Origin of the sequence: Barrientosiimonas endolithica (assembly GCF_030296655.1) — a bacterium.
Lineage (GTDB): Bacteria > Actinomycetota > Actinomycetes > Actinomycetales > Dermatophilaceae > Barrientosiimonas > Barrientosiimonas humi.
The window spans coordinates 2893220-2906558 of record NZ_AP027735.1; the positions used below are offsets into that span (position 1 = coordinate 2893220).

Genomic DNA, 13339 nt, shown 5'->3' on the forward strand with positions numbered 1-13339 from the left:
ACCGCGTCGTCGTCGTCGGCCACGGGATGGTCGCCGCGCGGTTCGTCGACCTGCTCCTGACGTACGCCGACCGCACCGGCACTGCCGTCTGCGCCACCGTGCTCGGGGACGAACCGCACGAGCCCTACAACCGCCTGATGCTGTCCGAGGTGATCGCCGGGCGGGCCTCGCTCGGCGGGCTCGCCCTCCCCCGGCACGACGAGCGGGTCACCGTGCTCACCGGTGTGACCGGCACCGTGCTGCACCGCGCCCGGCGTCGCCTCACGACCGACCAGGGTCACGAGATCCCTTACGACACAGTGGTGCTCGCCACGGGCGCCGAGCCGGCCTTCCCCGGCCCGGCACTGACTCCCGGTGGTGGTGTCCGCTCGCTGCGCACGCTCGACGACTGCCGCGACCTGCTGGCCGTCGTCAGCCGACGGGCGCACGTGACGGTGGTCGGCGGGGGCTGCTGGGCCTGGAGCTCGCGTGCGGCCTGCGCACGCGAGGGGCCGAGGTGGCGCTGGTGCACCTGGCCCCCACCGTCCTCGAGCGCCAGCTCGACACGAACGCCGGCCACACCGCCGGGCAGGTCGTGCGTGATCTCGGCATCGCGCTGCACACCGGCACCCAGGTCGAGCAGGTGCGCCACCGCGACGGGCACGTCGCCGGCCTCACGCTCGCCGACGGCACGACGCTGGCGACCGACCTGGTCGTCGTCTGCGCGGGCGTACGCCCTCGTGCCGGGATCGCCGCCGCCGCAGGCCTTCTCGTCGACCGAGGGGTCGTGGTGGGCGACGACCTGCGCAGCCCGTCCGACGCGACCGTGGCCGCGATCGGCGACTGCGCGCAGCCTTCCGAGGGCTGGACCGGCCTGCTCGCCCCCGGTTGGGCGCAGGCGGACCGCCTCGCCCGCGACCTCGCCGGCCTGCCGGCCGCCGAAGCACCGACGGCCGGTGAGGTCGTCAAGCTCAAGGCCGTCGGGCTCGAGGTCACCACCATGGGTCAGGCAGCGCCGGCGGATCCCTACGCCGACCCGGCGCTGCGTGTGCTGACCCTCCACGATCCCGCCCGGCGTCGACACGTCCAGGCAGTGCTCCGCGAAGGTCGGGTCGTCGGGGCCTCCTGCGTCGGCGCCGGGCGGACCGCCGCAGACCTGACCCAGGCCTTCGAGCGCGAGACCCCGGTGCCGGCCGACCCGGCGGCACTGCTCCTGCCCTATCCCGACCACACCCCCGCGGCCGGCGCCGACGACCCGACCAGGCTGCCCGACGCGACCACGGTCTGCCGCTGCAACGGGGTGACGAAACGCGACGTCGTGCAGGCCCATCTGGACGGCGACCGCACGGTCGAGCAGGTCGCCGCTCGCACCCGCGCGACCACCGGCTGCGGCGGCTGCCGCGGCCAGGTCCTGGGGCTCCTGGAGTGGATGTCGCGGTCCGAGCCTGCCGCCGACGACACCGCCCCCGCGGAGCAGAGAAGTTTTCACGCCCGAAACACGGCGGCGCAGCCGGAGAAACACGCGCTGCCTAGCGTCACGTCTACCGAAGCCCGAGGAGCAGTGTCATGAGCGAGCCCCAGCACGTCGTCGTCGTGGGAGGCGGCATGGTCGCGCACCGCTTCGTGGAGGCTCTGCGCGAGCGCGACACCGACGGCCGGTGGCGGGTCACCGTTCTCGCCGAGGAGCCGCGCCCGCCGTACGACCGGGTCGCCCTGACGACGTACTTCACCGGCCGCGACCCCGAGGACCTCAACCTCGGCGAGGCCCACCTGTGGGCCGACCCGCTGGTGCGGCTGCGCAAGGGCGTGGCCGCGACGTCGATCAACAAGGACAGCAAGCAGATTCGGCTGTCGACCGGCGAGACGCTCGCCTACGACCACCTGGTGCTCGCGACCGGTTCGTTCGCCGCCGTGCCGCCCGTGCGCGGCACCGACCACCGCGGCTGCTTCGTCTATCGCACCATCGACGACGTCGCCGACCTGCGCGGCTACGTCGAGCAGCTGCGCGCGGACCGGCCCGACCACGTCGTCCGCGGCCTCGTCGTCGGGGGCGGACTGCTCGGGCTCGAGGCCGCTGGCGCCCTTCAGGCGCTCGGTGCCGAGTCGACCGTCGTGGAGTTCGCGCCGCGCCTCATGCCGCTGCAGGTCGACCCGGCCGGCGGCGAGGCGCTCGCCCGGCTCATCGGACGGCTCGGGGTGGACGTGCGCGTCGGCGCCGCCACCGAGGCCGTGCTGGCCAAGCAGGGGGCCGTCAGCGGCGTACGGCTGGCCGGCGGGGAGCGGATCGCGACCGACGTGGTCGTCTTCGCCACCGGCGTACGCCCTCGCGACGAGCTCGCGAGGGAGGCCGGTCTCCCGGTGGGCGAGCGCGGCGGTGTCGTCATCGACGGCGCTTGTGCCACAGACGATCCCGCGATCTCAGCCATCGGTGAGGTCGCCTGCGTCGAGGGTGCGGTCTGGGGGCTCGTCGCACCCGGTTATGCCATGGCCGAGGTCACCGTCGACCGGCTGCTGGGCGGGTCGGGCACCTTCCCCGGCGCCGACGCCTCGACCAAGCTCAAGCTGCTCGGGGTCGACGTCGCAAGTTTCGGCGACGCCTTCGCCACGGCTCCGGGGGCGCTGGAGGTCGTGTGGTCCGACTCGGTCGCCGGCGTCTACAAGAAGCTCGTCGTGTCCGACGACGCCCAGACCCTGCTCGGCGGCATCCTCGTCGGCGACGCGGCGGCGTATGCGGCCCTGCGCCCGATGGTGGGGCGCCTCCTGCCGGGCGACCCGTCGTCGTACATCGCTCCGGAAAGCACCGGCGCACAGGTCGATTCGGCCGACCTGCCCGACGACGTCGGCGTGTGCTCGTGCAACAACGTCACCGCCGGTGCCGTGCGCGCCGCGGTCGCCGAGCAGGGCTGCTGCAGCCTCACGGAGGTCAAGGCGTGCACGAAGGCCGGCACCAGCTGCGGCTCGTGCCTGCCCCTGGTCAAGAAGCTCGTCGAGACCGAGCAGCGCAGGGCCGGCATCGAGGTCAGCACCGCGCTCTGCGAGCACTTCGCGCTGAGCCGCGCCGAGCTGTTCGACGCCGTGCGGGTGACCGGCCTGACCTCGTTCACCGACATCGTGGATCGGCACGGCGTCGGCGGAAACGGTTGCGACATCTGCAAACCCGTCGTCGCCTCGATCCTCGCGAGCCTCGGCTCCGGGCACATCCTCGCCGGCGAGCAGGCTGCGCTGCAGGACACCAACGACCACCTGCTCGCCAACCTGCAGAAGGACGGCACCTACTCCGTCGTGCCACGGGTGCCCGGCGGGGAGATCACCCCCGACGGCCTCATCGTCATCGGCGAGGTCGCGCGCGACTTCGGCCTCTACACCAAGATCACCGGCGGCCAGCGCATCGACATGTTCGGTGCCCGCGTCGACCAGCTCCCGCTGATCTGGCGCCGCCTCGTCGACGCCGGCTTCGAGTCCGGCCACGCCTACGGCAAGTCGCTGCGCACCGTGAAGTCGTGCGTCGGCCAGACCTGGTGCCGTTACGGCGTGCAGGACTCGGTCGCCATGGCGGTGCTGCTGGAGCTGCGCTATCGCGGCCTGCGCTCGCCGCACAAGCTCAAGCTCGGCGTCTCCGGCTGTGCCCGCGAGTGCGCCGAGGCGCGCGGCAAGGACGTCGGGGTGATCGCGACCGAGAACGGCTGGAACCTGTACGTCGGTGGCAACGGCGGATTCACCCTCGCCACGCCGACCTGCTGGCCGAGGACCTCGACGACGACACCTTGGTGCGCACGATCGACCGGTTCTTCATGTACTACGTGCGCACCGCCGACCGCCTGCAGCGCACCGCGGCCTGGCTGGCCGACCTCGACGGCGGTGTCGAGCAGCTGCGCCGGGTGGTGCTCGACGACGCGCTCGGCATCGCGGCCGACCTCGACGCGGCGATGGAGGCCCACGTGTCCACCTATTCCGACGAGTGGCGCGACGTGCTCGAGGACCCCGAGAAGCTCGCTCGCTTCAGCTCGTTCGTCAACGCGCAGGAGACGAGCGACCCCTCGTTGCAGTACGTCCTCGAGCGCGGTCAGGCGCGCCCGGCCACGGCCGACGAGCGGGTCGCGGCTGCCCGCGGCGAGGTCGAGCTGGTCGACTCCGAGCGACGGCCCGTGGTCATCGCCGGCGACCGGATCCCGGTGCGGTCATGAGCTTCTCGCGCGTCTGCGCGCTGACGCAGCTGACCCCCGGCCGGGCCGTCGCCGCGCTCGTGCACGGCGCCCAGGTGGCGGTCGTGCGGGTGGCGGCCGACGAGGTCTACGCCGTCGGCCACCACGACCCGTTCAGCGGCGCCAACGTGATGGCCCGCGGGATCGTCGGCAGCACCACCGTCGACGGCGAGCCCGTGCCGACCATCGCCTCCCCGATGTTCAAGCAGGCCTTCGACCTGCGCACCGGGGTCTGCCTCAGCGACCGCACGGTCTCGCTCGGCTCCTGGCCGGTGCGCGTCGTCGACGGGCAGGTCGAGATCGGGCCGGCGCACGAGGTCCCCAGGACCACCGACGAGGAGGCATCGTGAGCCACCCGACGTCCATCACCCCACCGCGCCCCCGCGGCGAAGGCGCCTCCACCGGCCGGGTCGTCCTGGTCGGCGGCGGCCCCGGGGCCGAGGACCTGCTCACCGTCCGCGCCCACCGCCACCTGGCGCGGGCCACCGTCGTCGTCACCGACCGGCTGGCCCCGCGCGGCGTGCTGCGCGACCTCGGCCCGCACGTCGAGATCGTCGACGTGGGCAAGACGCCCTACCACCACCCCGTCCCGCAGCACGAGATCAACCGGCTCCTGGTGGAGCGAGCCCGGGCAGGTGACTACGTCGTACGTCTGAAGGGCGGAGACCCCTACGTCTTCGGCCGCGGCGGGGAGGAGCTGGCCCACTGCCGCGCAGCGGGCATCGAGTGCGAGGTGGTGCCCGGGGTCACCAGCGCGTTCGCGGCTCCCGCAGCCGCCGACATCCCGGTGACCCACCGCGGGGTCTCCACGGGTGTGCTGCTGGTCAGCGGGCACGACGAGCTGTCGCCGCAGGTGCTCGCGGACTGGCCGCACACTGTCGTGGTACTCATGGGCATGGGCAGGTTGCGAGAGCTGTGCGCCGCGCTGGTCGCCGCGGGACGCCCCGCCAGCACGCGGGTCGCCGTGGTGCAGCAGGCCTGGACACCCGACGAGCGCACCGTGCGCGGAGACCTCGCGAGCATCGCCGATCTCGTTCTCGCAGAACGGATCACGAATCCCGCGACGATCGTCGTCGGCCCCGTGGTCGACGCCCTCCCGCTGGGCGACGCGCACGCCGCCCACGCCGTCCCGGTGAGCGTCTGAGCTCCCATGGCTGGTTCGCAGGAGCTCTCCGGTTGCCACATCGTCCTGACCGCTCAGCGCCGCGCGGCGGAGCTCGGTGCGGCCCTGGAGCGGCGCGGCGCCGAGGTGACCCACGCCCCGACCCTGTCGATCGTCCCGCACGTCGACGACCCCGAGCTCGTCGCGCGCACCGAGCTGCTGATCGCCGACCCGCCCGACACCGTCGTGGTCACGACCGGTGTCGGGCTCACCGGCTGGCTCGAGGCCGCCGACGCCGCGGGGCTCGCGGTCGACCTGCTCGACCTGCTCCGCGACGCGCGCGTGGTCGCCCGCGGCCCCAAGGCGCGCGGGGCGCTGCAGGCGGCCGGGCTCACCGCCGACTGGGTCGCCGAGTCCGAGACCAACGCCGAGATCCGCGACCTGCTGCTGCGCGAGGGCGTGGCGGGCCGTCGGATCGCGGTGCAGCACCACGGCGCCGGGTCGGACGGGCTGGACGAGGCGTTCCGCGCCGCCGGGGCTCAGGTGGACTCCCTGGTCGTCTACCGCTGGGGCCCGGCACCCGACCCCGAGGCCGTCGCCGCGAGCGTGCGCGCGGTCGCCGACCGGGCCTGCGACGCGGTGGTGTTCACCTCGGCACCCGGCGCGGCCGCCTTCCTCGACGCCTGCGGCTCGGCCGACCTGCTGACCAAGGTCGTCGAGGCCTGCTCGGACACCGACCACGGGGTGCTGGCGGCCGCGGTCGGCGACACCACCGCCGCTCCCCTGCGCGACCTGGGCATCGAACCGCTGGTGCCCGACCGGTTCCGCCTCGGGGCCCTCGTGCGCGCGCTGGTGCGCGAGCTGGCCGAGCGGCGCGGTCTGCGGGTCGAGCTGGCCGACGGAGAGCTGCGCGTGCTGCGCTCGGCCGCGGTGCTCGACGGCAGGATCCTCGCGCTGTCCCCCGCCAGCCTCGCGGTGCTGCGGCGCCTCGCGGTGGCCGACGGCGACGTCGTCTCCCGCGAGGAGATCCTGCAGGTGCTGCCCGGTGCGTCCACCGACCTGCACGCTGCGGAGGTCGCGGTCGCACGGCTGCGCGAGGGCATCGGTCGACCGGGCGTGGTGGCCACCGTCGTCAAGCGCGGATATCGCCTCGCGGTCACCTCAGCCTGATCCCAGCCGCCCCCGGCAGGATCGCCCCATGGCAGACACCACCGCCCTCGTGCTGTGCGCGCACGGGACCGCCGACCCCCGGGGCCAGCAGACGGTGCTCGACCTCGCCGACGCCGTACGCCAGCAGCGGCCCACCACGACCGTCGCCGTGGCCTACGTCGACGTCCAGGAACCCTCCGTCGACGAGGTCGTGGAATCCCTTGTCACGCAAGGATTTTCGGTCATCGTCGTCCCCCTGCTGCTGTCCGGCGGCTACCACGTGCAGGTCGACATCGCCCGCGCGGTCGCGCCGCACCCGGGCCGCGCGTCGGCGACCGCGGCGCTCGGCCCGCACCCCGACCTCGGCGAGCTGCTGCTCACCCGCCTGCGCGAGGCGGGGGCCGCGCCCGACGCGGGGGTCGTGGTGGCCGCCGCCGGCTCCAGCCGTCCCGACGCGTCGCGCGACGTCGAGGAGGTGAGCGATGTCGTACGCCAGGGCTGGGCCGGTCCGGTCGTCACCGGCTACGGCTCGGCCGCTGCCCCGGACGTCCCGACCGCGGTCGCGCAGCTGCGCGAGCAGGGCGCGCGCGAGGTCGCGATCGCGGCCTATCTGCTCGGCCAGGGTCACTTCCACACCCGGCTCGAGGCCGCCGGCGCCGACCTGGTGACCGCGCCGCTCGGTGCCGACCCGGTCGTCGTGCGCCGCATCCTCGACCGCGCCGAGACCCCCACCCCGGATAACGCCGAGCCCCCACCCCGGGCATGAAACCGGGTTACGTTCGTCTGACCTCAATGCATCAGGGTCAAACGCACGTAACCCGGTTTCATGCGTGGGAGCGGGGCCGGGACCGACCAATGTGACGAACCTCTCGCGCATCCGCTTACGACACAGTAAGTTGGCTCGGCATGAAGATCGAGCTGAGCTGGTCCCTGAAGTCCACCCCCGAGCAGGTCTACGAGGACGCGATCGACACCGACTACCAGGACGACAAGTGCCGGGCGGCCGGTGCGTTGGAGTTCTCCAGCCGCGTCGAGCCCACGGCTGAGGGTCACAAGGTCGTCGTCCAGCGGCTCATGCCGTCGGGGTCGGTGCCCGAGCTGGTGAAGAAGGTCGTCGGCAACAAGGTCGACGTCACCGAGACGATCGACTGGGGCCCCGCGCAGGCCGACGGCTCGCGCACCGGGCAGCTCGACGTCGCGATGAAGGGTCAGCCCATCACGATGAAGGGCATCACCTACATCCGGCCCGAGGGCGGCGGCACCCGCGTCGGCGTCGAGGCCGACCTCAAGGCCAAGATCCCGGTCGTCGGCGGCAAGATCGAGAAGCTCGGCTCGCCCGAGATCATCAAGGCCATCGAGGCCGAGGAGCGCACCGCCCACGAGTGGGACGACCGCCGCCAGGCCGGCGGCTGACCTCACCGCCTCCGCGGCGACGAGCCAGCAGCTGCCGGAGGAGGAGCCGCGGCAGAAGGACCGATCCGCTTCAGCGCCTCCCGTCGCGACAGGGGTGACAACCGCCCCTCGCGCTCGGCCACGAACGCCCGCACCCAGTCCGGCGCGGTGGTCGACAGGTCGCGCAGCGCCCACCCGATCGCCTTGCGCACGAAGAAGTCCGGGTCGCCCAGGTTGGCGTCGACGACGTCGCGCAGCAGGTCGGCGTCGGTGCGGTCCTTGGCCCGCAGCTGACCGATGATCGCCGCCCGGCGCAGCCACCGGTCGGGGTCGCGCGCCCACTCCCGCAGCCGGGCCGCCTCCCCGACCGGGTCGCGCAGCCGCACCTCGGCGACCACGTGCGCGGCGTCGTCGACCAGGTCCCACCAGGCGCCCGTCACCACCAGGTGGCGCACCAGCGGCATCACGCCGGGGTCGCGCCAGGCGCGGTACGCCCGGTGCCGCAGCAGGCCCAGCGCGGCGTAACGCTCCTCGCGGAACCGGGCACCGTCGTACAGCAGCCGCACCGCGCGCTCCCACTCCGCCCGGTCCCCGACCGGCACCGCGAGCGCCGGCCGCAGCAGAGTGCGCAGCTGCGGGGAGGTGATCCCCCGGAACGGCATCGACGAGCGCATGTACGCCTGCTGCGCCGCCGCGCGCTCGGCGTCGCCGGCGGCGCGCACGAGCCCGCGCACCTGCGCCACGACCTGCGGATCGCCCACCACCCCACGGTAGGTGCGCGCGACCTCGCGGAGCATCACGACTAGCGTGACGACCGAGGCCGAGCGGAAGGAATCGTATGGACCTGCAGCACCAGGTGGTCTGGGTCGTCGGCGCCTCCACCGGCATCGGCGCGGCGCTCGCCCGCGAGCTGCAGGCGCGCGGCGCGAAGGTCGCCATCACCGCCCGCTCCGAGCAGCGGCTGCAGGAGGTGTCCGGCGGCGCGATGCTCAGCCTCGCGGCCGACGTCACCGACCCGGCCGCCCTCGACCGGGTGGCCGAGCGGATCACCGCCGAGCTCGGCCCGGTCGACATCCTGCTGATGACCGCCGCCGACCCGCGCCCGATGGACGTCACCCGCTGGGACCGCGACGCGTTCGCCGAGGTGGTGAACGTGTCGCTGGTCGGCGCGAGCAACGCGATCGGGGCGGTGCTGCCCGACATGCTGCGCCGCCGCGCGGGCACGATCGTGGGGTTCATCGCGCCGGTGGCCTATCGCGGCTTCCCGGCGCAGGAGGCCTACGGCGCGGCCAAGGCCGGGCTGCGCAACCTGCTCGAGGCGCTGGACGTCGACGCCCGCCCGCACGGCATCCGGGTCACGACCGTCTCGCCGGTGGGGGTGCGCTCGTTCGCCGGGCGCAGCCTGCCCGGCATCCCGCAGACCATCGACCCCGACACCGCGGCCCGCGCGGTCTGCGACGGGCTCGAGCGCGAGCGCGGCGAGATCGCCTTCCCCGGCCGGCTCGCGACCCCGGTCAAGCTCACCCGGCTGGCGCCGCGGGCGTTGTGGCCGGTGCTGGCGCAGCGGATCAGCCGCCGCCCCTGACCCGGGGCCCGCCCCCGCGGTCGACGTACGCCCACCCCACCCGACGCACGACACCTCACCCGACGCACGAGGGCCACCGACCCGGCATGGGTCGGTGGCCCTCGGTGGCCTACGGCTGGATCACATGACCCGGCCGTAGCTGATGTTCGAACCCCACATCTTGTGCACCTGGACCGTCTTGCCGGGGCTCGGCGAGTCGATCACGAGGCCGTTGCCCACGTAGATCATCACGTGGGTCGCGGGGTAGTTGTAGAACACCAGGTCGCCCGGACGGGGGCTCGAGGTGCGGGTCGCGAACGCCTGCTGGGCGCGCGCGGTGCGGGGCAGCTCGATGCCGATCTGGCGGTAGACGTAGCTGGTGAAGCCCGAGCAGTCGAAGCCGCTCGGGGTCGAGCCGCCGTAGACGTACGGCGTGCCGATGTAGCGCTTGGCGATCTCGACGACCTGCGCGCCCTTGGACGAGGCCGGAGCGGTCGGCGCGGGCGCCGGCTCGGTCTTCGGCGCCTCCGGACGCTCGGTGGAGCGGCTCGTCGTGCGGGTCGGAGCCTCGTCGCGGTCGGTCGTGGTGCGCCGCTCGGGGGTGCTGGTCGCGTGCGAGTGCTCGGTGCGCTCGCGCTTCTTGCGCTCGGTGCGCTGCGGCTGGGCCGAGCGCTCGGAGCGGAACTCGCGCTTGGGCTCGCTCTTGGTCTCGCTCTTGCGCGCCTTCTTGACGATGATCAGGTCGTCGGCGAACTCGATGCGGGGCAGCGTGACGCGGCCGTGAGCGATCGCGCCGGACGCGGCGACGGAGCCGACGGGCGGGGCGGCGACGGGAGCAACCGGGGCAGCCGGAGCGGCGACGGGAGCGGCCGGAGCGGCGCCCGGGACGACGGTGCCGACCGCGGTGGCGGCGTCGGCAGGTGCGGCGACCGCAGCCACCAGACCGCCGGAGACGGCCACGGCCGCCGAGACGCGCGCGGTCGAGGAGACGGCGGATGACAGACGGCTGGGAGCGCGGTGACGACCGCGCGGGGTGTGCTGAGACACGGGTGAACCTCTCGGGCGCCTACGAGGTGAGCTGTCGGGTTCGGGTGGGAGGAAATCACCCGGCCAGCGCTGCTGGCTTCACCCCGAGGACGACCGTGGTCGACCAGAAGTGGGTCCCCCGCTCCTGCCTTGCGGATCTCTCACTCCCGGGCGGCTGGCAGGACTCGGCGATGCCACCCAGGGGCCCTCCCTTTGAGAGCCGTGACCACGGTACACACCGGGTTGGGGTATGTCACACGAAGGTCACAAATGCCCGCGACCGGGAACTTCCGCGCGCTGCCGGGCCTCGCGCCAGCCGCGGAACGGCGTGCGCGGAACGGCATGGGCGCACTCGCGTACGCCCGCGCCGGCCGTCCCCGCTCGACCCGGCCCGGTCCGGCTCAGCCCTGGGCCACGAACACGTGCGCCGCCATGTCCTTGGGCAGCGACGCGCCGTCGGCCTCGGGCCGGTCCTTGGCGACCACGAGCACCCGCTCGCCGTCGGTGCGCAGCAGCACGGTGACCCCCGGGCGCACCCCGGCGCCGGTGAGCACCGCGAGCGCGTCGGAGTCGGCCTGGGCCGGCTCGCCGATGCGACGCACCAACGCCTCGCGCGGCTCGGCGGTGGCGATCTCGGTGAGCGCCACCACCCCGGCGCGGAAGTCCTCAGGCTCCTCGTCGTCACCCAGCTCGTCGAGGCCGGGGATCGGGTTGCCGTACGGCGAGAGCTTGTGCTCCTCCAGCAGGCCCAGGATCTTGCGCTCGACCCGCTCGCTCATGACGTGCTCCCAGCGGCACGCCTCGTCGTGGACGAACTGCAGCTCCAGCCCGATGACGTCGACCAGCAGCCGCTCGGCCAGGCGGTGCTTGCGCATCACCCGGGTCGCGAGCGAGCGCCCCTTCTCGCTGAGCTCGATGTGCCGGTCGCCGGCGAGGGTGAGCAGGCCGTCGCGCTCCATGCGGGCGACCGTCTGGCTGACCGTGGGCCCGGAGTGCCCCAGACGCTCCGCGATGCGCGCGCGCAGCGGCACGATGCCCTCTTCCTCGAGGTCGTAGATCGTGCGGAGGTACATCTCGGTGGTGTCGATCAGGTCGCTCACAGGCACCAGCCTGCCACCTCACCCCGACACCGCGCCGACCAGTGCCAGGTAACCCTCACCCCGCTTGCCAGGTCGGCGCGTCATAATGCGGCTGCCCGACAGCCTCAGCGATCAGGGACCTTCATGACTGACGACGACAGCACCACCACGCGCGACCACGAGCGCGACGACGAGGTGGTCTCCTCCCGGGCGAGCGCCCAGGACCGGCTCGCCAAGGTGCAGCGCCAGCAGCGCCGCAGCTCGCACAAGGGCACGGTCATCGGCGTGGTGGCGGCACTGTTCGTGGTGGCCGCGCTCGGCGGTGGGGCGTTCTGGCTGATCAAGCGTGAGCGCGACGCCCAGCAGGCCGCCGCCGGCAACGTGACGGTCGGCGAGGTGAAGACGTACAACAACCTCTCGCGCGAGCACATCACCAGCGGCTACAACTACCCGCAGACCCCGCCCGTCGGCGGCAACCACAACGCGGTGTGGGCCAACTGCGGGGTGTACGACCGCGAGGTCCCCCGCAGTACGCCGTCCACTCCCTCGAGCACGGCGCCGTCTGGATCACCTACAAGGACTCGCTGCCCGAGGGCCAGGTCAACCTGCTGCGCAGCAAGGCCGGCCAGCAGCAGGGCTACATGCTTGTGTCGCAGCAGAACGACCAGGCCACGCCGATCGTGCTCACCGCCTGGGGCAAGCAGCTGCACCTCAACAGCGCGAGCGACCCCAAGATCGACACCTTCATCCGCGACTTCCTGCAGGGTCCGCAGACGCCTGAGAAGGGCGCGTCGTGCTCGGGCGGCTACGACCCGAACACCGGCCAGATCGCGGGCGGCATGTGAGTCGGGACGACCTGACCCACGAACCGACCGACCCGACCGTCGACGACCGCAGCGCCGACGCGGACGGGCCCGCCGACGACACCGTCCGCGCCGAGCGCAGCAGCGGACCCGGCCTGCGCCGGGTGCTCCTCGGGGTCGGCGCGCTGCTCGCCGCCGCGCTGCTGTTCGTCGCCGGCTGGTTCGTCGGCCGCCCGTCGTGGCCCGACGACACCAGCGCCGACGCCGGGTTCGCCCGCGACATGCAGGTGCACCACGCGCAGGCGGTCAACATGTCCCTGACCGTGCGCTCGGCCGGCGTGGGCTCCGACGTCCAGACGCTGGCGTACGACATCGCCACCACCCAGGAGAACCAGCGCGGCCAGATGCGTGGCTGGCTGGAGACCTGGGGGCTGCCCGTGGCGCGCAGCGAGGCCCCGATGGCCTGGATGGAGCGCGCGGGTCACGGGCACAGCAACGGCGAGCCGATGCTGATGCCCGACGGGCGGATGCCCGGCATGGCCAGCAAGGCCCAGCTGGACCGGCTGAGCTCGCTGCGCGGCGACCCCGCCGAGGTGCTGTTCCTGCAGCTGATGATCACCCACCACCGCTCCGGCGTCACGATGGCGCAGGCCTGCGTGAGCTCCTGCCAGCAGCCCGACGTGGTCGCGCTCGCGCGCACCATGGTCGAGGGGCAGCAGTCGGAGATCCGGCTGATGACCGGCATGCTCCGCGAGCGTGACGCGCCGGTGCCGTCGGCCTGATTCCGGGCATGAGACAACCCGTGGGTTCCGCTGGCGGGGCCAACGGGCGCACGATGGACGAGTCGTGCTCCCACGGGTTGCGGTGACCGGCTGGGATTGCCGGCGCCGTCCTAGGTCGGGCACCGGAGGTGCCGACGGATGGTCAGCGCTAGCGCGCGGCCACCTCACGCGTCCTTGAAGAATTCACTCCTGGACCACCTCCTCTCTCGTGTGCCTGCACGGTAAGTCGCTCGCCCCCGCCGACTCAAGAGGTTTAACCGC

12 protein-coding genes, 3 pseudogenes and 1 riboswitch are annotated in these 13339 nt (G+C 73.4%); of the genes and pseudogenes, 11 read left to right on the forward strand and 4 right to left on the reverse strand.

The genetic code is table 11. The annotated features are described in order from the left end of the window. Nucleotides 1-26 precede the first annotated feature (26 nt). The 8 genes and pseudogenes from QUE40_RS14685 to QUE40_RS14720 form a co-directional block, all read left to right on the forward strand. A pseudogene (locus QUE40_RS14685) lies at nt 27-772 on the forward strand (FAD-dependent oxidoreductase); the annotation flags it as partial. A 207-nt stretch (nt 773-979) separates the two neighbouring features. Next, nucleotides 980-1549, forward strand: a complete 570-nt coding sequence (locus tag QUE40_RS14690; protein WP_289233099.1) for a (2Fe-2S)-binding protein — start codon at nt 980-982, stop codon at nt 1547-1549. Then, nucleotides 1546-4163, forward strand: a pseudogene (gene nirB / locus QUE40_RS14695) (nitrite reductase large subunit NirB). The gene QUE40_RS14690 and the pseudogene nirB overlap by 4 nt, the downstream one beginning before the upstream one ends. After that, nucleotides 4160-4531: a nitrite reductase small subunit NirD gene (gene nirD / locus QUE40_RS14700; RefSeq protein ID WP_289231417.1), complete on the forward strand. Its 372-nt coding sequence runs from the start codon at nt 4160-4162 to the stop codon at nt 4529-4531. The pseudogene nirB and the gene nirD overlap by 4 nt, the downstream one beginning before the upstream one ends. After that, nucleotides 4528-5325, forward strand: coding sequence for a uroporphyrinogen-III C-methyltransferase (gene cobA / locus QUE40_RS14705; protein WP_289231418.1), 798 nt, complete (start codon nt 4528-4530; stop codon nt 5323-5325). The genes nirD and cobA overlap by 4 nt, the downstream gene beginning before the upstream one ends. Before the next feature lie 6 nt (nt 5326-5331). Continuing rightward, nucleotides 5332-6453 carry a uroporphyrinogen-III synthase gene (locus tag QUE40_RS14710; protein ID WP_289231419.1) on the forward strand — a complete coding sequence of 374 codons (1122 nt, stop codon included), beginning with the start codon at nt 5332-5334 and terminating at the stop codon, nt 6451-6453. A 28-nt stretch (nt 6454-6481) separates the two neighbouring features. After that, on the forward strand, nt 6482-7198 hold the full coding sequence (locus tag QUE40_RS14715; protein ID WP_289231420.1) for a sirohydrochlorin chelatase: 717 nt from the start codon (nt 6482-6484) through the stop codon (nt 7196-7198). 140 nt (nt 7199-7338) lie between these two features. Further along, nucleotides 7339-7845 (forward strand): DUF2505 domain-containing protein, encoded by a 507-nt coding sequence (locus QUE40_RS14720; RefSeq protein WP_289231421.1) that lies wholly within the window; start codon nt 7339-7341, stop codon nt 7843-7845. Between the two features lie 2 nt (nt 7846-7847). Here the strand turns inward: QUE40_RS14720 and QUE40_RS14725 are convergent, their stop codons facing one another. After that, entirely contained in the window at nt 7848-8621 is a 774-nt protein-coding gene (locus tag QUE40_RS14725) for a DNA alkylation repair protein (RefSeq protein ID WP_289231422.1), read from the reverse strand. 41 nt (nt 8622-8662) lie between these two features. Here QUE40_RS14725 and QUE40_RS14730 point away from each other — a divergent pair, with 41 nt between their 5' ends. Continuing rightward, nucleotides 8663-9409, forward strand: coding sequence for an SDR family NAD(P)-dependent oxidoreductase (locus QUE40_RS14730; RefSeq protein WP_142006536.1), 747 nt, complete (start codon nt 8663-8665; stop codon nt 9407-9409). Between the two features lie 120 nt (nt 9410-9529). Here the strand turns inward: QUE40_RS14730 and QUE40_RS14735 are convergent, their stop codons facing one another. The 3 genes from QUE40_RS14735 to QUE40_RS14745 form a co-directional block, all read right to left on the reverse strand. Next, the gene (locus QUE40_RS14735; RefSeq protein ID WP_142006538.1) at nt 9530-10435 is read right to left on the reverse strand and encodes a C40 family peptidase; all 906 of its coding nucleotides are present in this window, start codon (nt 10433-10435) and stop codon (nt 9530-9532) included. A gap of 3 nt (nt 10436-10438) precedes the next feature. Continuing rightward, nucleotides 10439-10615, reverse strand: a riboswitch (cyclic di-AMP (ydaO/yuaA leader). A gap of 200 nt (nt 10616-10815) precedes the next feature. Then, nucleotides 10816-11514: an iron-dependent transcriptional repressor DtxR gene (locus tag QUE40_RS14740; protein ID WP_142006540.1), complete on the reverse strand. Its 699-nt coding sequence runs from the start codon at nt 11512-11514 to the stop codon at nt 10816-10818. A 111-nt stretch (nt 11515-11625) separates the two neighbouring features. Next, complete coding sequence (locus QUE40_RS14745) at nt 11626-11922, reverse strand: hypothetical protein (RefSeq protein ID WP_289231423.1); 297 nt, start codon at nt 11920-11922, stop codon at nt 11626-11628. A gap of 57 nt (nt 11923-11979) precedes the next feature. Between QUE40_RS14745 and QUE40_RS14750 the strand changes: the two are divergent. Beyond that, nucleotides 11980-12338: pseudogene (locus QUE40_RS14750) on the forward strand (thioredoxin-like domain-containing protein). Continuing rightward, a complete protein-coding gene (locus tag QUE40_RS14755) occupies nt 12335-13078 on the forward strand; it encodes a DUF305 domain-containing protein (protein WP_289231425.1) in 744 nt (247 codons plus the stop codon). Before QUE40_RS14750 ends, QUE40_RS14755 begins: the two are co-directional and overlap by 4 nt. Nucleotides 13079-13339: the final 261 nt, after the last annotated feature.